The sequence below is a fragment of the Streptomyces polygonati genome, assembly GCF_042650325.1.
Classification (GTDB): domain Bacteria; phylum Actinomycetota; class Actinomycetes; order Streptomycetales; family Streptomycetaceae; genus Actinacidiphila; species Actinacidiphila polygonati.
In genome coordinates this window covers 636,729-658,838 of the sequence record NZ_JBHSBB010000014.1, presented here as the reverse complement: position 1 = coordinate 658,838, position 22,110 = coordinate 636,729, and the positions used below count along the sequence as shown (strand labels likewise).

2 protein-coding genes are annotated in these 22,110 nt (G+C 72.6%); both read right to left on the bottom strand.

The window, feature by feature from the left end; translation table 11 throughout:
• Positions 1-55: 55 nt before the first annotated feature.
• Positions 56-10,915 carry a non-ribosomal peptide synthetase gene (locus ACFO3J_RS23410; RefSeq protein WP_386432460.1) on the bottom strand — a complete coding sequence of 3,620 codons (10,860 nt, stop codon included), beginning with the start codon at positions 10,913-10,915 and terminating at the stop codon, positions 56-58.
• A complete protein-coding gene (locus tag ACFO3J_RS23405; RefSeq protein ID WP_386432458.1) occupies positions 10,912-22,050 on the bottom strand; it encodes an amino acid adenylation domain-containing protein in 11,139 nt (3,712 codons plus the stop codon). Before ACFO3J_RS23405 ends, ACFO3J_RS23410 begins: the two co-directional genes overlap by 4 nt.
• Positions 22,051-22,110: the final 60 nt, after the last annotated feature.

Here is a 22,110-nt window from a genome sequence, read left to right as displayed (position 1 = left end):
CCTCGGGACGGGGTGGCCGGGCGGCGCCCGGAAAGGGGTGGGTGCGGAGCGGCGGTCAGTGACCGCCGCCGGGGAAGGACGGGGGCGCGGGCAGGAACCCGGTGCGTACGAAATAGCCGACGTACGTACGGATGGTGTCGTCGGTGATCCGCGGCGCCGGGAGGCCGAGGCGGCTCAACTCCGCGGCGGTGTGTGAGGAGTCGAAGGCGCGGGCGGCGGGCGGCGCGGTCGCCGGCGCGCCGAGCCGTTCGGCGGCACGGGCGTCGGACCGGGCGTCGGACCGGGCGTCGGACCGCATGCCGAGCAGCAGTTGGGCCACGTTGTCGCTCTGTTCGCCGACCCGTTCCAACCACCGTTCGACCGGGACCTCTTCGAGGGTGAAACCGCGGTCGCGCAGCACGGCGAAGACCTGGTCGACGGTCGGCGCGGACGGATCGGTGAAGTGGAAGTCGGCGCCCGGAGCGAGCTGTTCGCCGGCCAGCCGGACGATCGCCGCGCTGACGTGGTCCACCGGGATCCAGCCGGTCGACTCGCTCGCCCCCTCGGGCACCGCCCCCGCCTGCACGCACCCCTTGACGAACTGCCAGAGCAGGTCGTGCTCCTGGCAGGCTCCGGTGGTGCGGTCGCCGGAGATCCGGCCCGGGCGGTGCACATGCACGGGCACGCCGTGCCGCCGCGCCAGTGCGGCGATTCCTTCGGCCACCCATTTGCTCTGGGCGTAGCCGCTGGTCAGCGCCTCCGGCGGCCCCGGGGGCGTGGCCTCGACGACCGCCCCCCGGTCGTCGCTGCCGGGTGCGTACACGCTGGTGGTGGAGACGTAGTGCAGGACACCGGCGGCCGAGTCCGCGACCACCCGGAGCAGTTCCCTGGTGCCGTCGACGTTCGCGGGCCGCAGACTCCCGTACGGCGCGAGCACGTTGACATCGGCGCCGTTGTGGATCACGGTGCCGACGCGCCGGCTCAGTGCGGTCAGCGCCTGCGGGTCCCGGCCCAGCGAAGGGGCGGACAGGTCGCCCGGCAGCGCCACGATCCGGCGTTCGTAGTCCGCCCGCCACAGGCCGTAGTGGGTGAGCGCGGCCCGCAGCCGGAGCAGGCCCCGCTCGGTGCTGTCCGCCCTGACCAGGCACTCGACCGGCTCGTCGGACGACTCCAGCAGGTCGCGCAGCAGGAACGCGCCGAGGAAACCCGTGGCGCCGGTGAGCAGCGTCCGCCCGGCGCCCGCGGTCGGCCCGGGTGTCCGGGTGCGCCGGACATCGCCGAGCGTCTCGACCTCCTTGACCAGATCGACCGGTCCGGCGTCCGCCGCGCCCGCGCGGGCCCGGTCCAGCAGCCCTGCCACGGCGGCGACCGTCGGCGCGGTGAAGAGTTCCCGGATCGGCAGCCGCACCCCGAAGAGTTCGTCGACGCGCTGGGCCAGGCGGACCAGCAGCAGGGAGTGGCCGCCGAGGTCGAAGAAGTCGTCGTCGATGGTCAGCCGGGGGACGCCGAGCAGTTCGGCGAAGGCTTCGCACAGGGCCTGCTCCTGCGGGGTACGCGGGGCTCGGCCCTCGCCTGCGGAGCTCGCGCTGTCGGGTGCGGGCAGCGCCCGGCGATCGATCTTGCCGTTGGGGGTGAGCGGCAGCGCGGGGAGGCGGACGAAGGCCGCCGGGATCATATGGGCGGGAAGGCTGCCGGCCAGCGCGGCACGCAACTCCGCCTCGGACAAGGGCTCTTCGTTCGGGCGGTCCTCGACGCCGGTGAGGTAGGCGACGATCCGGCGGTCGCCGGGCCGGTCCTCGCGGACGACCGCGCAGGCCGCGCCGATGCCGTCCAGCGCCGTCAACGCGGCCTCGATCTCGCCGAGTTCGATCCGGAAGCCGCGCACCTTGACCTGCTCGTCGGCGCGGCCCACGTACTCCAGCACCCCGTCGGCGTTCCACCGCACCAGATCCCCGGTCCGGTACATCCGACCGCCCGCCGGACCGAACGGATCAGCCACGAAACGACCCGCCGTAAGACCCGGCCGGCCCAAGTAACCGCGCGCCAGCGCCGGACCGGCCACATACAACTCCCCCACCACACCCGGCGGCAGGAGATCGAGAGCCTCGCCCAGCACATAGACCTGGGCGTTGTGCACCGGGCCGCCGATCGGCACGGTGTGGGAGGGCGCGTTCAGGCCGTGGCCGGCCAGCGGCGCGCTGATGGTCGCGCAGACGGTCGTCTCGGTGGGCCCGTACGCGTTGTGGAGCAGGCGGCCCGGCGCCCAGCGCCGCACCAGCTCCGGGGTGGACGCCTCGCCGGCCAGCACGATCCGGGCACCGGCGAAGGCGTCGGCGTCGTACGGGGTGGCGGCGAGTACGGCGGGCGTCATCGTCACATGGGTGACGCGCTCGCGGGCGGCCAGCGCGGTCAGTTCATGGCCGGGGAGCAGGGTGGCGGGGTCGGCGAGGACCAGGGTGGCGCCGCTGCCGAGGGCCATGACCAGCTCCCAGAAGGCGGCGTCGAAGCTGGGGGACGCCATCTGGAGCACGGTGCTGTCGGCGGTGACGCCGAGGGTGTCGGCGTGGGTGCGCAGCAGGCTCGCCACGCCGCGGTGGGTGACCGCGACGCCCTTGGGGCGGCCGGTCGAACCGGAGGTGTAGATCACATAGGCCGGCTGGTCGGGCAGGCGCCGGACGGGCGGCTCGGTGCCGGGCCGAGCGGCGAGATCCGGCCGGTCGGCCGGGCCAACCGGGCCCGCGGTGTCGGCGGTGACGGCGGTGTCGACGGGCAGGCGGGTGGTGGGGATGTCGACGGGCGGGAGCTGGGCCGCGAGGGGCTCGGTGGTGATCAGGTGGACGGGCCGCGCGTCGCCGATCATGTAGGCGAGGCGGGCCCGCGGATAGGCGGGGTCCAGCGGCAGATAGGCGGCCCCCGCCTTGGCGACGGCGAGCACCGCCACCACCAGCTCCACCCGGCGCGGCAGCGCGAGGGCCACCACCGACTCCGGGGTCACCCCCTGGGCGATCAGGTGGTGCGCCAACTGGTTGGCCTGCCGGTCCAGTTCGCCGTAGGTCAGTTCCTGGAACCCGTCGCGTACGGCGGCGGCTCCAGGGGCTCGGGACACCTGCGCGGCGAACAGCTCGGGGAAGGTCGCCGCCGGCACCCCGAGGACCCGCCCACGGCCCTGGACCAGCACGTCGGCGCGTTCCTCGTCGGTGAGGGCGGTGTAGTGGGCGAGGTGCCGGTCGGGGTCGGCGGTGAGCTGAGTGAGCAGGTGGGTGAAGCGGTCGGTGAGCCGGGCGACGGTGGCGGCGTCGAACAGCTCGGTGGAGAACTCGACGGCCGCGTGCAGACCGCTCTCGTCGGGCAGTTCGCTGAAGGAGAAGGTCAGGTCGAACTTGCTGACGCCGCTGTGCCGGGTGAGCGGTGTCGCGGTCAGGCCGGGCAGGTCGAGGTGGGCGGTCTGCTGGTTCTGGAGCGCGAGCATGACCTGGAAGAGCGGGGACTGGTTCTGCGTCCGGACCGGGTTGAGGTCCTCCACCAAGCGCTCGAAGGGCAGGTCCTGGTGCTGGTACGCGCTCAGGTCCTGGTCGCGGACCCGCTCCAGCAGCTCCCGGAACGTCGGGTCGCCGGACAGATCCGTCCTGAGGACGAGGGAGTTGACGAAGAAACCGACCAGGTCGTCCAGCGCGTCGTCGGTGCGACCCGCGATCGGCGTACCGACCGGGATATCGGTGTCACCACCGTGCAGACGCAGCAGCAGCGCGAGCCCCGCTTGCAGCACCATGAACAGACTGGTGCCGGTGTCCTGGCCCAGCCGGCGCAGCCGCTGATGCAGGGCGGGGTCAAGGGTGGCGAAGTGCATGTCGCCGCGGTGGGTGGTGACGGCCGGGCGGGGCCGGTCCAGGGGGAGGCCCACTTGCTCCGGCAGGGCGCGCAACGCCTCGCGCCAGTAGGCGAGTTGCTCATCAGCCAGGCTGCCGGCCCGCTCCGAGCCGCGGCCGTCCAGGAGTTCCTGCTGCCAGAGGGTGTAGTCGGCGTACTGCACCGGAAGCGGTGCCCAGTCCGGTGCGTGCCCTGCGAGCCGGGCCCGGTAGGCGGTGGCCAGGTCGCGCGTCAGCGGACCCAGCGACCAGCCGTCGGCGGCGATGTGATGCACGACGACCACCAGCGTGTGGCAGTCCGCACCCTGCCGGAACAACCAGGCCCGCAGCGGCAGATCCGTCGTGACATCGAACGGCTCGGCCAGCGCGCCCGCGACGCGGCCGTCGATGTCCTCGTCGTGCCCGCCGTCGACGTCGTGGAGCTCAAGGCGCGGGCTCGCCTCCGACGGCGGCAGGATCAACTGGTAGGGGCTGCCGCCTGCTCCGGGGTACCGGGTCCGCAGCGTCTCGTGCCGGCCGACGACATCGCCGACCGCCGCTTCGAGGGCCGCGACGTCGAGGGCTCCGTCGAGCCGGACGGTCAGCGGGATGTTGTAGGTCGCGCTCGGGCCTTCCAGCCGGTTGAGGAACCACAACCGCCGCTGCGCGAAGGACAGCGGCAGCACTTCGGGCCGTGCCACCGCCTCCACCCGCCGGCGGCCGTCGCCCGCACCCGCCGTGATCCGGGCGAGCCGGGCGACCGTGGGGTGCTCGAACAGGTCGCGTACCGCGATCTCCACGCCCAGGACCGTGCGGATCCGGCTGATCAGCCGGGTGGCGAGCAGCGAGTGACCGCCGAGCAGGAAGAAGTCGTCGTCCACGGAGACGGACGGCACCCCCAGCAGATCGGCGAACAGCCCGCACAGCGTTTCCTCCTGTGGGGTTCGGGGGGCGCGTCCGGCCTGATCGCGGTCGTTGGCACCGGGCGCCGGGAGGGCCCGGCGGTCGATCTTGCCGTTGGGGGTCCTCGGCAGCGCCGGGAGTCCGACGAACGCGGACGGGATCATGTAGTCGGGCAGGGTGGCGGCCAGCGCCGTACGCAGCCGCGCCGGGTCCACCGGCCGCCCGCCCGCAGCGCTGTCGCCGCCCAATCCGTCGCCGGTGAGGTAGGCGACGATCCGGCGGTCGCCGGGCTGGTCCTCGCGGACGACCGCGCAGGCCGCGCCGACGCCGTCCAGCGCCGTCAACGCGGCCTCGATCTCGCCGAGTTCGATCCGGAAGCCGCGCACCTTGACCTGCTCGTCGGCGCGGCCCACGTACTCCAGCACCCCGTCGGCGTTCCACCGCACCAGATCCCCGGTCCGGTACATCCGCCCACCCGCCGGACCGAACGGATCAGCCACGAAACGACCCGCCGTAAGACCCGACCGGCCCAGATAACCGCGCGCCAGCGCCGGACCGGCCACGTACAACTCCCCCACCACACCCCGCGGGACAAGCGCCAACCCCGAATCCAGCACATACAGACGGCTGTTGATTACAGGGGCGCCGATCGGCACGGTGTGCGTGGGCGCGTCGGGGCCCTCGGCGGTGAGCCGGGGGCTCATGGTCACGCAGACGGTGGTCTCGGTGGGGCCGTAGCCGTTGAAGACCCGCCGCCCGTCGGCCCATTGCCGTACCAGTCGCGGGGTCGAGGCCTCGCCGGCCAGCAGGATCGTGGCACCGGACAGGACGGTGTCGTCGGCGGGCATCGCGGCGAGCACGGCCGGGGTGAGGGTCACATGGGTGATACCGCGCTCCCGGACCGTCTCGGCCAGGCCGGCGTTCGGCAGCAGCGCGGCGGCGTCGGCCATCACCAGCGTCGCGCCGCTCAGCAGGGCGGAGGCGATCTCCGAGAAGGCGGCGTCGAAGCTGGGCGAGGCCATCTGCAGCACCGCGCTGCCCGGGCCGATCCCCAGGACGGAGGTCTGGCTGTGGACGAGGTTGTTGAAGCCGCGGTGGGTGACGGTGACGCCTTTGGGGCGGCCGGTCGAACCCGAGGTGTAGATCACATACGCGGGATGATCGGGACGCACGTCCGCGAAAGGCTTCCCACCCACCTGGGGCGCGCTCAGCTCGTCCCGGTCCAGCCGGGTGAACGGCACCCCGCTCGGTGGCAACTGCCCGGCCAGATCCTCCGTCGTCACCAGATGCACCGGCCGGGCATCCTCCAGCATGTACGCCAACCGCTCCCGCGGATACGCCGGATCCAACGGCAAATACGCCGCACCCGCCTTGAACACCCCCAGCACCGCCACCACCAACTCCACCCGCCGAGGCAGCGCAAGAGCCACCACCGACTCCGCAACCACCCCCCGAGCCACCAAATGATGGGCCAACCGATCCGACCACTCATCCAACTCCCGGTACGACAACACCCGGAACCCATCACGCACCGCCACCGCCCCCGGAGCACGCGACACCCACTCCGCGAACAACCGCGGAAACACCCACTCCGGCACCTCCCGCACCACCCCCCGACCCAACTCCAACACCTCCCCCCGCTCCCGCTGGGTCGCGGCGGCGTACGCGGTGAGCCGGCGGTCGGGGTTGGCGGTGAGCTGGGTGAGCAGGTGGGCGAGGCGGTCGGTGAGCCGGGTGACGGTGGCGGTGTCGAAGAGTTCGGTGGAGAACTCGACGGCGGTGTGCAGGCCGCCGTGGTCCGGGAGTTCGGTGAAGGAGAAGGTGAGGTCGAACTTGCTGACGCCGTTGTGGCGTTGCAGGACGGTGGCTTCGATCCCGGGCAGGTCGAGGCGCGCGGTCTGCTGGTTCTGGAGCGCCAACATGACCTGGAAGAGCGGGGACTGGTTCTGCGTCCTGACCGGGTTGAGGTCTTCCACCAGCCGCTCGAAGGGCAGGTCCTGATACTGGTACGCGCTCAGGTCCTGGTCGCGGACCCGCTCCAGCAGCTCCCGGAACGTCGGATCACCGGAAAGATCCGTCCTGAGCACCAGGGAGTTGACGAAGAAACCGACCAGGTCGTCCACCGCGTCGTCGGTGCGGCCCGCGATGGGCGTACCCAGCGGGATATCGGTACCGCCGCCGTGCTGACGCAGCAGCAGGGCCACGGCGCCTTGCAGCACCATGAACAGACTGGTGCCGCTCTCCTGCGCCAGCTGCCGCAGCGCGCCGTGCAGCGGGGCGTCGAGGGTGCGCAGGTGCATGTCGCCCCGATTGGTGGCGACCGCGGGCCGGGGGCGGTCCTGCGGGAGGGCGATCTGCTCGGGCAGACCGCGTAACGCCTCGCGCCAGAAGGCGGACTGCTCGGCCGCGACCCCCTGTTCGCCGTCCAGCAGGTCGTGCTGCCACAGCGTGTAGTCGGCGTACTGCACCGGCAGCGGCGCCCAGCCGGGCGGACGTCCTTCGAGCCGGGCCCGGTAGGCGGTGGCCAGGTCGCGGGTCAGCGGATCGAGGGACCAGCCGTCGGCGGCGATGTGGTGCACGACGACGACCAGCGTGTGGCAGTCGGCGCGCTGCCGGAACAGCCAGGCCCGCAGCGGCAGATCGGTCGCCACGTCGAAGGGCGTGAGCACCGCTGCCCGTACCGCGGCGTCCACCGGGTCCTGCTCCCCGGACGGCGGTGCCCCGGCGGCGAAATCCACCAACTCCAGCTCGGGCCGGGCTTCTTCCGGCGGACGTATCTCCTGGCGGGGGGTGCCGTCGGTCTCGGGGAAGACCGTGCGCAGCGTCTCGTGCCGGTCGGCCACGTCGCCCAGCGCGGTCCGCAGCGCGTCGACGTCCAGTTCCCCGGTCAGCCGGATGGTCAGCGGGATGTTGTAGGCGGCGCTCGGTCCCTCGAAGCGGTTGAGGAACCACAGCCGGCGCTGGGCGAAGGACAGCGGCAGTTCGGCGGGACGCTCCGCCCGCCGCACCTGGCGCCGGGCCGCCGAGGCGCCCGCCAGGGCGCCGGCCAGCGCGGCCACGGTGGGGTGTTCGAACAGCTCGCGCAGCGGCAGCTCCACTCCGAGCACCGAGCGGATCCGGCCGACCAGCCGGGTCGCCAGCAGGGAGTGGCCGCCGAGCTGGAAGAAGTCGTCGTCGATCGACACCTGGTAGCGGCCCAGCAGATCGGCGAACAGCCCGCACAGGATGCTCTCCTGGGGCGTACGCGGTTCCCGGCCGGGCCGGTCGGCGGTGCCGCCTTCCGCGTCCGGTGCCGGCAGCGCGTCCCGGTCGATCTTGCCGTTCGGCGTCAGCGGCAGCCCGGGCAGCTCCACGAAGGCGGCCGGCACCATGTGCTCGGGCAGCACGGCGCCCAGGGCGGCCCGCAGCCGCACCGGGTCGAGGGACCGGCCGTCGTTCCCGGCGGACCGGCCGTCGTGCTGGGCGGCGGTCACGTACGCGACCAGCCGGGGGTCGCCGGGGCGGTCCTCGCGGAGCATCACGGTCGCGTTGTGGACCTCGGGCAGCGCGGTCAGCGCGGCTTCGATCTCGCCGGGTTCGATCCGGTAGCCGCGCAGCTTGACCTGGCTGTCGGCGCGGCCGAGGTATTCGAGCTGCCCTTCGGCGTTCCAGCGGACCAGGTCCCCGGTGCGGTACATCCGGCTGCCGGCCGGGCCGAAGGGGTCGGCGACGAAGCGCCCGGCGGTCAGCGCCGGCCGCCCCAGATAGCCGCGCGCCACACCGGCGCCGGCCACATACAGCTCGCCGGCCACACCGCGCGGTGCGAGCGCCAGCGTCCGGTCCAGCACATACACCGCGCTGTTCCACACCGGTGTGCCGATCGGTATTGCCGAGTCGGGGACCGGGTCCCCCGGGTGGAGATGGTGGGCGACGCAGCCGACGGTGCACTCGGTCGGCCCGTATTCGTTGATCACCGTCGCGGCCGGGTTGCGGTCGCGCCAGGGTCGCAGCACACCGCCGAGCAGTTGCTCACCGCCGACGATCAGGTCGCCGGCGAACTCCGCGCGGTTCAAGTGCTCCAGTACCGCCAGGTGGCTCGGCGTCACCTTCAACAGCCGGTAGGTCTCGGGCGCCGTCGCGGGGTCCAGGGTCCGGGCGCCGAGATCGTCCCAGGTCACCCGGCCGCCCGCGGTCAGGGGGACCAGCACGGAGGTCACGGTGAGGTCGAAGGCGATGGAGGAGTGAAAGGACGCGTTGCCCGCGGCGCCGGGATAGGTCGCCCGCGCCCAGGCCACGTAGTCCACCACGTTGCCGTGCGTGACGGCGACGCCCTTGGGCCGGCCGCTGGAGCCGGAGGTGTAGATCACATAGGCCGGGTGGCCGGCGGAGCGGTCCGGCTGCGGGAAGGAGGCCGCCGGAGCACCCGCCGGCTCGCCGGGAAGCGTGTCCAGCAAGGTGGCCGGCACGTCGGTGGCCGGCAGGCCGGCCGCGATCCCCCTGGTGGTGACCAGGTGCACGGGCCGGGCGTCGTCCAGCATGTGGGCAAGGCGGGCGGCCGGATAGGCCGGGTCCAGCGGCAGGTAGGCGGCGCCGGACTTCAGGACGGCCAGGATCGCGGTGACCAGCTCGGCGCCGCGCGGCAGGGCCAGGGCGACGATCCGTTCGGGACCGGCGCCGCGCGCCGCCAGGTGGGCGGCGAGCCGGTCGGTACGGGTGTCGAGGTCGGCGTAGGTCAGCGTGGTCGCCGGGTCCCGGACCGCCTCGGCGTCCGGCGTACGGGCCACCTGCTCGGCGAACAGCTCCAGGTAATTCCGCGCGGGTTGGGGCCGTACGGCGCCCCGGCCGAGCGCCAGCAGGGTGTCCCGTTCGGACGCGGTGAGGATGTCCAGGCCGCCGACCCGGCGGGCGGGGTCCTCGGCGATCGTCGTCAGCAGCGCCGTCATGCGGTCGGCGAGGGAGGCGACGGCCTCGGCGGTGAAGATGTCGGCGCGGTAGTTGAGGGCGAGCCGCAGTTCGGCCCCCGGGTCGACGGTGAGGGCGAGCGGGTAGTGGGTGGCGTCCGCGCCCTGGAAACCGGTGACCCGCAGCCGGGGCAGGTCGTCCCGCGGCGGCTGGTCCGACACCGCGTCCAGCGGGTAGTTCTCGAAGACGGCGAGCGTGTCGAAGAGCGTGGGCAGCCCGGTGAGCGCCCGGATCTCGGTGAGCCCGAGATGCTGGTGGTCGAGGAGTTGCGCCTGCTCCTTCTGCACCCGCGCGCACAGCTCCGCGAGGGATTCCTGCGGCCGTACGTCGACGCGCACCGGGATGGTGTTGATGAACAGCCCGATCATCGACTCCACGCCGGGGATCTCCGGCGGCCGGCCCGACACCGTGGTGCCGAAGACGACATCCTGCTGGCCGGTGGCCTGCGCCAGCACGATGCCCCAGGCGCTCTGCACCACGCTGTTGAGGGTGAGCCCGTGGCTCCTGGCCGTCGCGCGCAGCCGGGCGGAGGTCTCGCCGGGCAGCGAGACGACGAGCCGCCGCGGCAGCGCGGCGGCCGGGGCCCGGCCGCTGTCCGTCGCTCCGGGGCCGGCCAGCAGCGTCGGGGACACGACCCCGGTGAGCGCGAGCCGCCAGGCCGCCTCGGCGGCGGCCCGGTCGCGGGCGGCCAGCCACGCCAGATAGGTGCGGAAGGGGGTGACCGGCGGCAGCGCGCTGTCGTCGCCGCCGTGTGCGTACAGCTCCAGCAACTCCTGGAGCAGCACCGGCATCGACCAGCCGTCCCACAGAATGTGATGGCTCGTCAGCACGATGCGGTGCGTGTCCGGCGCGAGGCGGACCAGGGTGAAGCGCAGCAGCGGCGGCTCGGCCAGGTCGAACCGCTCGGCGCGGTCGGCGGCGAGGAATCGCGCCAACGCGGCCTCGGCGTCCTCGCGTTCCTCATGGCTCAGGTCCAACTCCGTCCAGCGCGGGGGCACATCGGCGGCCACCGCCTGCACCGGCTCGTCCAGGTCCTCGTGCAGGAAACCGACCCGGAGGTTGGCGTGCCGGCGCAGCAGCGCGGCGGTCGCGCCGCGCAACCGGTCCGCGTCCACCGGTCCTTCGGTCTCCAGCACGATCTGCACCGTGTAGACGTCCACGCCGTCGGCGTCGTAGAGCGAGTGGAAGAGCATCCCCGACTGCAACGGTGTCAGCGGCAGCAGCTCTTCCAGGCTGAACCCGGTCATTTCCGTTTCCCCCACTTGTCGCTCAGCTTGTCGGTCAGCCGGTCGAGCTGAGCCTGTTTGACGGTGACCAGCGGCATGTCCGACGGGGTGAAGCCACCCGCGTCCGTGCCCCGGACGTGGTCGACCAGGGCGCGCAGCACCCGCAGCCAGTCGTCCGCCAACTCCTGTACGTCGTCCTCGGCCAGGAGATCGCGCGGCCAGGACCATTGCGCGACCAGTCGCGGTCCGCTCGGCAGGTCGCGGGTGTGCGCGTTGATGTCGAGTACGTGCGACGCGGGCATGTCCGGGTCCTGGTTGCGCGGCGCGGTCGCGTCGAAGACCACCTGCCAGTCGCCGTTCGCCGCCGGAGCGGTGCCCGAGATCCGGCCCAGGTAGTTGAAGCCGATCTGCGGTGCGGTGTCGGCCGGGGACAGCAGGTCGCGGGTGGCGGGGTTCAGATACCGCAGCATCCCGAAGCCCAGGCCCCGGTCGGGCACGGTCCGCAACTGCTCCTTGACCTGCTTCAGTGCCTGGTCGAGGGTGGCCCCGGGGATCCGCGCGGCGGTCAGGCGCGGCACCGGGCCGGGGTCCAGCCGGACCGGGAAGAGACTGGTGAACCAGCCCACCGTGCGCGACAGGTCCACCCCGTCCACCAGCTGTTCCCGCCCGTGCCCCTCCAGGTGCAGCAGCAGCTCCGTGCGGTCGGAGATCCCCCGGCGGGTCCGCCAGTCGACCACCGCCAGGGCCAGCGCGGCGAGCAGCACGTCGTTGATCCCGGCGTGGTAGGCCGAGGCCACCGTGGTGAGCAGCGGCTGGGTCCACTGCGTCGGCAGCTCCACCGTGTGGTCGCCGATCCGCTCGGCGGTGTCCCGGGCCGGGTCCAGCGGGCGCTCGCCGAGCAGCGGATCGGGCGTGCGCAACACGTCCTGCCAGTAGGGCAGTTCGGCGGCGCGGCGGTCGTTGAGGGCGTCCGCGCCGAGCAGCCGCGCCCATTGTTTGAAGGAGGTGGCTGCCAGCGGGAGCGGATCGTCCGGCCGACTCGCGGTCGCGGGCGCGCCGACGGCGGTCCAGGCGGCGGGCAGGTCGGCGGCGAGCGTACGCCACGACACGCCGTCGACCGCCAGATGGTGCACCACCAGGAGCAGCCGGCCGGAACGCCCGGGGCCCGCGTCGAACCAGACGGCCCGCAGCATCACACCCGCCCGCGGGGACAGTGCCCGCCGGGCCGCCTCCCCCTCCCGGACGAAGACCGCCTCGGACTCCCGCGCGCCGAGTCCCGCCACGTCCACCCGGGTCAGCGCCGCCGCCCCGGACACCGTGCCCGCCTCGGGCACCTCAAGACCGGGCCGGTCGCCGTCCGCCCGCTCGACGAGCCGCAGCCGCAGCGCGCCATGGGTGTCCAGCACCGCTTGGAGGACGCGGGCCAGGCCGGCCTCGGTCGCGTCCGCCGGGGTGCGGAAGGTCATCGACTGGTTGAAGCCGTCCCGCCCGCCGGGCCGGTCCAGGAACCACGAGACGATCGGTGTCAGCGGCACCGGGCCGGTGCCCGGGTCGGCCTCCGCCGCTGTTTCGGCCGTCAGCGGCGCCGCGACCTGGGCGATCCGCTCCGGCGTCCGGTGCACGAACACGTCCTGCGGGGTGATCGCCAGATCGGCGCCGCGCACCCGGCTGACGACCTGGATGGACAGGATGCTGTCGCCGCCGAGCTGGAAGAAGTCGTCGTCGATGCCGACCCCGGGGATGCCGAGCACGTCGGTGAAGACACCGCAGAGCGCTTCTTCCTCGGGGGTGCGCGGGCTCCGACCACCACCGCCGGCGCCGCGTGCGGCCGGATCGGGGGCGGGCAGGGCCTTGCGGTCGATCTTGCCGTTCGGGGTGAGCGGGAGCACCGGCAGGTCGACGAAGGCGCCGGGCACCATGTAGTCGGGCAGTGTGACCGCCAGCGCGGCGCGCAGCTCCGCGTCGGGAACGCGGTCTTCGTCGCCGGTGAGATAGGCGACCAGGCGCCGGTCGCCGGGCTGATCCTCGCGGACGACCGCGCAGGCCGTGGCGATGCCCTTCTGGCCGGTCAACGCGGCTTCGATCTCGCCGAGTTCGATCCGGAAGCCGCGCAGTTTCACCTGGTCGTCGGCGCGGCCGACGTATTCGAGCCGCCCATGGTTGTTCCAGCGGACCAGGTCCCCGGTGCGGTACATCCGGCTACCGGCCGCGCCGAACGGATCGGCCACGAATCGCCCGGCGGTGAGACCGGCCCGCCCGAGATAACCGCGGGCCAGACCGGCGCCGGCCAGATAGAGCTCGCCGGTCACCCCCTGCGGGGCCGGGTCGAGACGCGAGTCGAGAACGTACAGGCTCATGCCGTCCAGGGCGCGTCCGATGGGCGGCGCCGTGTCGAAGGAGCTGCCGGACTCGATGAGGTGCCGGGTGGCGAAGGTGGTGGTCTCGGTCGGGCCGTAGACATGGTGGACGGCCGTACGGGGGCAGGCGTCGGCGACCTTCTGCAGCATGCCGAGGGCGGCCGCCTCGCCGCCGGTGCAGACCATCCGCAGGCCGGCGAAGACCGTCGGGTCCGCCTCCGCCAGCGCGTTGAACAGCGCCGTCGTCATGAAGAGCGCGCGGACCCCTTCGTCCTGGACGACGCGGGCCAGCGCCGCCGGATCGAGGACACCCGGCGGTGCCACCACGATGCGTCCGCCGGCCAGCAGCGGGGCCCACATCTCGTAGGTGGAAGCGTCGAAGGCGTAGGCGGAGTGCATCAGGACCGCTTCGCGTGCGCCGTCGAAGAGGGAGTCGGTGGCCAGCGCGAGGATGTCGGCATGGGTGATCGCCACCGCCTTGGGCTCACCGGTCGAGCCCGAGGTGAACATCACGTAGGCCAGCCGCTCACCGCCGCCGACCGGCGGCAAGTCCCCCCGGAACAGCGGTTCTTGTTCGGGCAGGCGGCCCACCGGGTCCAGTTCGAGGACCTGGAGACCGGCGGCGGCCGCCTCTTCGACCCAGGCGTGACCGCGCCACACCGCATCCACCAGCAGCACCCGCACACCGGCGGTGCGGACCGCCTGCCGGATCCGCGCCACCGGCCAGCGACCGTCCAGCGGCACATACGCACCACCCGCACGCAACGCACCGAGCGACGCCACCACAAGCCCCGGGCACCGGTCCATCAGCACCGCGACCCCGGACTCAGGGCCGACCCCCCGGGCGACCAGCGCACCGGCCAGCTGGCCGGAGCGCCGGTCCACGTCCCGGTAGGTCAGCTCCACGCCGGGCGCCCGGACCGCGACCGCCTCCGGGTTCCGTGCGGCGGCCCGCTCGAACGCCGCCGGTATCGACAGGGTGCCCGGTTCGCCTGCGCGGCCCCGGCCGAGGACGAGCACCTCGGCGCGTTCCTCGTCGGTGAGGGCGCTGTAGTGCGCGAGGTGCCGGTCCGGGTCGGCGCTGAGCTGGCCGAGCAGATGGGTGAAGCGGTCCAGCAGCCGGGAGACGGTCGCGGTGTCGAACAGCTCGGTGGAGAACTCCACGGCGGTGTGCAGGCCGCCGTGGTCCGGGAGTTCGGTGAAGGAGAAGGTGAGGTCGAACTTGCTGATGCCGTGGTGGCGTTCCTCCGGAGTGACGGTGAGGCCGGGCAGATCGGGCCGGGCGGTCTGCTGGTTCTGGAGGGCGAGCATCACCTGGAAGAGCGGGGACTGGTTCTGCGTCCGGGTCGGGTTGAGGTCTTCGACCAGCCGCTCGAAGGGCAGGTCCTGGTGCTGGTACGCGCTCAGGTCCTGGTCGCGGACCCGGCCCAGCAGCTCGCGGAAGGTCGGGTCGCCGGACAGATCGGTCCTGAGCACGAGGGAGTTGACGAAGAACCCGACCAGGTCGTCCAGCGCGTCGTCGGTGCGGCCCGCGATCGGGGTGCCCAGCGGAATGTCGGTGTCACCGCCGTGCAGATGCAGCAGGAAGGCAAGACCGGCCTGGAGCACCATGAACAGACTGGTGCCGGTGTCCTGGGCCAGCCTCCGCAGCCCCCCGTGCAGCGAGCCCTCCAGCGTACGGACCTCCGCATCACCCCGATGAGCACTGATCGCCGGCCGCGGCCGGTCCTGCGGCAGACCGATCTGCTCCGGAAGACCACGTAACACACCCCGCCAGTAGGCGAGTTGCTCATCGGCGACGCCCTCGTCATCGAGGTACTGGCGCTGCCAGAGGGTGTAGTCGGCGTACTGCACCGGCAAGGGCGCCCAGTCCGGCGCGTGCCCTTCCAGCCGGGCCCGGTAGGCGGTGGCCAGGTCCCGCGTCAGCGGACCCAACGACCACCCGTCGGCCGCGATGTGATGCACGACGACCACCAGCGTATGGCAGTCGGCACCCTGCCGGAACAACCAGGCCCGCAGCGGCAGATCCGTCGTCACATCGAACGGAGTACGCATCGCCGCCCGTACGCCGTGGTCCGCCCAGGTGCGGATCTCGTCGTCCGTGGCTCCGTCCGGTGTCTCGGCCAACTCCAGGCGCGGAACGGCGGCTTCGACCGGCAGGACCAGCTGGTGCGGGGTGCCGTCGGCGTCCGGGAAGATCGTGCGCAGCGTTTCGTGGCGCCCCACCACGTCCGTCAGGGCGGCCCGGAGCGCGGTCACGTCCAGGGCGCCGTCGAGGCGGAGGGTGAGCGGGACGTTGTAGGTGGCGTTCGGTCCCTCGAAGCGGTTGAGGAACCACAGCCGGCGCTGGGCGAAGGACAGCGGCAGCGTCGAAGGGCGGTCCACGACGGCGATCCGGCGGCGCCCATCGCCTGCCCCGGTCGCCAGCGCCGCCAGCCGGGCGACCGTCGGGTGCTCGAACAGGTCCCTGATCGTCAGCTCCACCCCCAGCACCGAGCGCACCCGGCTCACCAGCCGGGTCGCGAGCAGCGAGTGTCCGCCCAGCTGGAAGAAGTCGTCGTCGGCGCCGACCCGGTGGACGCCGAGCAGGTCGGCGAAGATCTCGCCGAGCGCCTCTTCCTCCGGGGTGCGGGGGAGGCGTCCCTCCCCGGCCCCGCCGATGATGTGAGCGGCCGGGTCGGGGGCGGGCAAGGCCCTGCGGTCGATCTTGCCGTTGGGGGTGAGCGGCAGGGCGGCCAGCTCCACGAACGCGGAGGGGAGCATGTAGTCCGGCAGGGTCGTCCGCAGCGCATCGCGCAGCCGCGCCGGGTCGAGTGGCGAGCCGGGTGCGGTCGCGGTCAGATACGCGGTGAGCCGCCGGTCCCCCGGCTGGTCCTCCCGGACGGTCACGGTCGCGCCGCGGACCTCGGGCAGCGATGTCAACGCGGCCTCGATCTCGCCGAGTTCGATCCGGAAGCCGCGCAGTTTCACCTGGTCGTCGGCGCGGCCGACGTATTCGAGCCGCCCGTGGCTGTTCCAGCGGACCAGGTCCCCGGTGCGGTACATCCGGCTACCGGCCGCGCCGAACGGATCGGCCACGAAGCGCCCGGCGGTGAGACCGGCCCGCCCGAGATAACCGCGGGCGAGGCCGCTGCCCGCGATGTACAGCTCGCCGGTCACCCCTTGCGGGGCCGGGTCGAGACGCCCGTCGAGGACGTACAGGCTCATGCCGTCCAGGGCTCCGCCGATCGGCGGCACCGTGTCGAACCGCTCCTCCGCGCCGATCAGTTGGCGGGCGGCGAAGGTGGTGGTCTCGGTCGGGCCGTAGACATGGTGGACGGCCGTACGGGGGCACGCGTCGGCGACCTTCCGCAGGACGCCGACAGCGGCCGCCTCGCCACCGGTGCAGACCATCCGGACGCCCGCGAAGACCGCCGGGTCCGCCTCCGCCAGCGCGTTGAACAGCGCCGTCGTGACGAACATCGACCCGAGTCCCTCGTCCGCCGCGATCCGCCGCAAAGCGGCGGGCTCCAGTACGCCGGGCGGGGCCACCACGACGCGTCCGCCGGCCAGCAGTGGCACCCACAGCTCGTAGGTGGACGCGTCGAAGGCGTAGGCGGAGTGCATCAGGACCGCGTCGCGCACGCCGTCGAAGAGGGAGTCGCGGGTCAGGGCGAGGATGTCGGCGTGGCTGATCGCCACCGCCTTGGGCTCACCGGTCGAGCCCGAAGTGAACATCACATAGGCCAGCCGCTCGCCCCCGGTCACCTCGGGCAGCGGGCCCGGCGACTCCGGCGCGCCGTCCACCACCTGCCCGGTGGCGTCCAGTCGGAGCACGCGGACCCCGGCGGCGGCTGCCTCTTCGACCCAGGCGTGGCCCTGCCACACCGCATCCACCAGCAGCACCCGCACACCGGCGGTGCGGACCGCCTGCCGGATCCGCGCCACCGGCCAGCGACCGTCCAGCGGCACATACGCACCACCCGCACGCAACGCACCGAGCGACGCCACCACAAGGCCCGGGCACCGGTCCATCAGCACCGCGACCCCGGATTCGGCGCCCACACCGAGGCCGACCAGCGCACCGGCCAGTTCGGCGGTCAGCGCGTCGAGTCGGGCGTATGTGACGGTGGTCGAGCCGTCCCGCACGGCGACAGCCTGCGGCGAGCGGGCCACCTGCTCGGCGAAGACCTCCGGCACCGTACGCGCCGGCCGGGGACGGACCGCCCCACGGCTGAGGGCCAGCAGATCGGCGCGTTCCTCGTCGGTGAGGGCGGTGTAACGCGCGAGGCGCTGGTCGGGGTCGGCGATGAGCTGGGCGAGCAGATGGGTGAAGCGGTCCAGCAGCCGGGAGACGGTCGCGGTGTCGAACAGCTCGGTGGAGAACTCCACCGCCGTGTCGAGTCCCCCCTCGTCGGGCCTTTCGGTGAAGAAGAAGGTGAGGTCGAACTTGCTGACGCCGTTGTGGCGTTGGACGACGGTGGCTTCGATCCCCGGCAGGTCGAGATGGGCGGTCTGCTGGTTCTGGAGGGCGAGCATGACCTGGAAGAGCGGTGACTGGTTCTGGGTGCGGGTCGGGTTGAGGTCCTCGACCAGCCGCTCGAAGGGCAGGTCCTGGTGCTGGTACGCGCTCAGGTCCTGGTCGCGGACCCGGCCCAGCAACTCGCGGAACGTCGGGTCGCCGGACAGATCGGTCCTGAGCACGAGGGAGTTGACGAAGAACCCGACCAGGTCGTCCAGCGCGTCGTCGGTGCGGCCCGCGATCGGGGTGCCCAGCGGGATATCGGTGTCACCGCCGTGCAGACGCAGCAGGAAGGCAAGACCGGCCTGGAGCACCATGAACAGACTGGTGCCGGTGTCCTGGGCCAGCCTCCGCAGCCCCCGGTGCAGCGAACCGTCCAGCGTACGGACCTCGGCATCGCCACGGTGCACACTGATCGCCGGCCGCGGCCGGTCCTGCGGCAGACCGATCTGCTCCGGAAGACCACGCAACGCGCCCCGCCAGAAGTCCAGTTGCTGTTCGGCGAGTCCGCTGTCGGGTCCGTCGAGCAGGTCGTGCTGCCAGAGGGTGTAGTCGGCGTACTGCACCGGCAGCGGCGCCCAGTCCGGCGCGTGCCCCGCGAGCCGGGCCCGGTAGGCGGTGGCCAGGTCCCGCGTCAGCGGACCCAACGACCACCCGTCGGCCGCGATGTGATGCACGACGACCACCAGCGTGTGGCAGTCGGCACCCTGCCGGAACAACCAGGCCCGCAACGGCAGATCCGCCGTCACATCGAACGGCTCGGCCAGCGCGCCCGCGATACGGCCGTCGAGATCCTCCGCGCTCGCATCGGTGACGCCGACCGGGGGCACGGCCTGCCCGGGCGGCAGGATCAGCTGGTGCGGGACGCCACCGGTTTCCGGGTAGACCGTGCGCAGCGTCTCGTGCCGGCCGACGACGTCACCCAGCGCCGCCTGGAGCGCGGCGACATCCAGCGGCCCGTCCAACTCCACGGTCAGCGGCACGTTGTAGGTGGCGTTCGGTCCCTCGAAGCGGTTGAGGAACCACAGCCGGCGCTGCGCGAAGGACAGCGGCAGGCGCTCCGGGCGGTCGAGGACGCCGACCCGGGGCCGGGGGCGGCCGGCAGTGCCCGCGCCCGCGTCCGCGCCCGCGATGATCCGGGCGACGTGGGCGACCGTGGGGTGCTCGAAGAGTTCCCGCACCGACAGCTCCACGCCCAGGACCGTGCGGATCCGGCTGATCAGCCGGGTGGCCAGCAGCGAGTGACCGCCCAGCAGGAAGAAGTCGTCGTCCACGGAGACGGCCGGCACCGCCAGCACCTCCGCGAACAGCCCGCACAGAATCTGCTCCTGCGGGGTGTGCGGCGCCCGACCCGACCGTCCGGCCGTGCCGGCCGTGTCCGGGGCGGGCAGTGCGCGGTGGTCGACCTTGCCGTTGGGGGTGAGCGGCAACGCCGCCAGCTCGACGAACGCCGACGGCACCATATAGTCGGGCAGCATCGCCCCCAGCGCCTCCCGGAGCGTCGCGGGGTCGACCGGGCCGGCGCCCTCGGTCCCCGTCAGGTAGGCGACGATCCGACGGTCGCCGGGCCGGTCCTCGCGGACGACGGCGCAGGCCGCGCCGATGCCGTCCAGTGCCGTCAACGCGGCCTCGATCTCGCCGAGTTCGATCCGGAAGCCGCGCAGCTTGACCTGCTCGTCGGCGCGGCCCACGTACTCCAGCACCCCGTCGGCGTTCCACCGCACCAGATCCCCGGTCCGGTACATCCGCCCACCCGCCGGACCGAACGGATCAGCCACGAAACGACCCGCCGTAAGACCCGACCGGCCCAGATAACCGCGCGCCAGCGCCGGGCCGGCCACGTACAACTCCCCGACCACACCGCGCGGGACAAGCGCCAACCCCGAATCCAGCACATACAGAAGGCTGTTGACCACAGGCGCGCCGATCGGCACGGTGTGGGTGGGGGCGTTCGGCCCGTGGCCGGCCAGCGGCGCGCTGATGGTCGCGCAGACGGTGGTCTCGGTGGGCCCGTACGCGTTGTGGAGCAGGCGGCCCGGCGCCCAGCGGCGGACGAGGTCGGGGGTGGACGCCTCGCCGGCCAGCACGATCCGGGCACCGGCGAAGGCGTCGGCGTCGTACGGGGTGGCGGCGAGTACGGCCGGGGTGAGCGTGAGGTGCGTGACGGCTTCGGCGGCGGCGAGGCGGGTGAGCGCGGGCCCCGGAAGGAGTGTGCCGGGGTCGGCCAGGACCAGGGTGGCGCCGTTGCCGAGCGCCATGGCCAGCTCCCAGAAGGCGGCGTCGAAGCTGGGGGACGCCATTTGCAGGACGGTGCTGTTCCGGTCGACGGCGAGCACCTCGGCGTGCGTGCGCATCAGGGAGGCCACGCCCCGGTGGGTGACGGTGACGCCTTTGGGGCGGCCGGTCGAGCCCGAGGTGTAGATCACATACGCGGGATGATCGGGACGCACGTCCGCGAAAGGCTTCACACCCACCGGGGGCGCGCTCAGCTCATCCCGGTCCAGCCAGGTGAACGGCACCCCGCTCGACGGCAACCGCCCCGCCAGATCCTCCGTCGTCACCAGATGCACCGGGCGCGCGTCATCCAGCATGTACGCCAACCGCTCCCGCGGATACGCCGGATCCAACGGCAAATACGCCGCACCCGCCTTGAACACCCCCAGCACCGCCACCACCAACTCCACCCGCCGAGGCAGCGCAAGAGCCACCACCGACTCCGCAACCACCCCCCGAGCCACCAAATGATGGGCCAACCGATCCGACCACTCATCCAACTCCCGGTACGACAACGACCGGAACCCATCACGCACCGCCACCGCCCCCGGAGCACGCGACACCCGCTCCGCGAACAACCGCGGAAACACCCACTCCGGCACCTCCCGCACCACCCCCCGACCCAACTCCAACACCTCCCCCCGCTCTTCGGGCGATACGGCCTGGAGGGAGGCGACCGGCGTTTCGGGCAGCGCGTGGGAGAGCGAGGTCAGCAGGCCGACGATTCCGCGCTGATGCGGCGCCAGGCTTTCCGGGGGATAAAGGTGCGGATTCGCGTCGAAACCGATGAGGGGTCCCATGCCCTCGGAGCGCTCGGAGAGGAAGAACGCGATTTCGTCCACCGGTCCGGTGGACAGGATGCGGGACTTCGCCGGGGCGTCACCGAACACCAAGCCGTAGTCGTACGGCATGATGTTGATCACCAGGCTGGTCATGGGGTTCGGGCCGCCGGAGATTTTCATGTCCCGGACCAACATCTCGCGGGAATAGCGGCGGTGACGCAGCGCACCGCGGATTTCGGTCGCGGCGGCCTTGATCAGTTCGCCCACGGTCGTGCCGGGCGATATTCGCAGCTGCAGCGGGACGACATTGGCCGTCATACCGGGAATGTCGGTGTGTGCGCCGGCCCGGCCGTTCGTGGTGAGGCCCAGCATGACGTCGGCGGAGCCGGTCGCCCGCGCGACGTGCAGCGCGGCTGCCGCCACCGCGACGGCCGACCAGCTCGTACGGGCGGCCCGGCCGACGGCCTTCAGTCCGCTCAGCACCTCGGCGCCGAGTCCTTCCGCGACGTGCAGGCCGGCGGCGGCCCCCTGCTGCCCTTCGGCCTGGTCACCGGGCCGGTCCTCGGTCGGCTCGCCACCGCTGGCCGCCGTGACGCGCGGCGGGACCAGCGTCTCCGGCGGCGGGAAGTCCGGAAAGCGCCCGGCCCAGTAGGCACGGTCGCGGGTGTACTCCGCAGACTTCGCGTACGACCGGTCGCTGTCCACCAATACCCGCAGCGAGGCGGTCTTCGGCTCGATGGCGCTCCCGCGCACCAGTGCCGTATACAACTCGGCCACCCGCTGACCCATCAGCGAGATACTCAGTCCGTCCATGACCAGGTGGTGATAGCGCGAATACCAGAGGTACCGGTCCTCGGCCACTTTGATCAGCAGGTGGACGAAAAGCTCGGCCGGCCGGGTCGGGTCCGCCGGTCTGCGCAGGTCTTCGGCCAGGAGTCTTTCGGCGGCGGCGGGCGGATCGGCGTGCGCGGTCAGATCGATGACCGAGGGCGGTACCCGGCGCGGCGGCAACTGACGCTGATAGGGGAGGCCGTCGACCGTGAAGAACTCGACATGCAGCGATTCGCACTCTTCCACGGCGGTCGCCACAGCCTCGGCGAAGGTATTCTCGTCGATGCGGGATGCCATCTCGAAGCATTCGCCGATATTGTACTTCGGGCTGGTCGGGTCCAGGTGCTGACTGAACCAGACTCCCTGCTGGGCATCGGTCAGCGGCAGGATACGGGAATCGATTTCGGGCATGCCAATTCCGCCGTTCGTGAAATTCTGCGAAGTGGAGAGAAGGGAGTGGCGCTCCCCCGG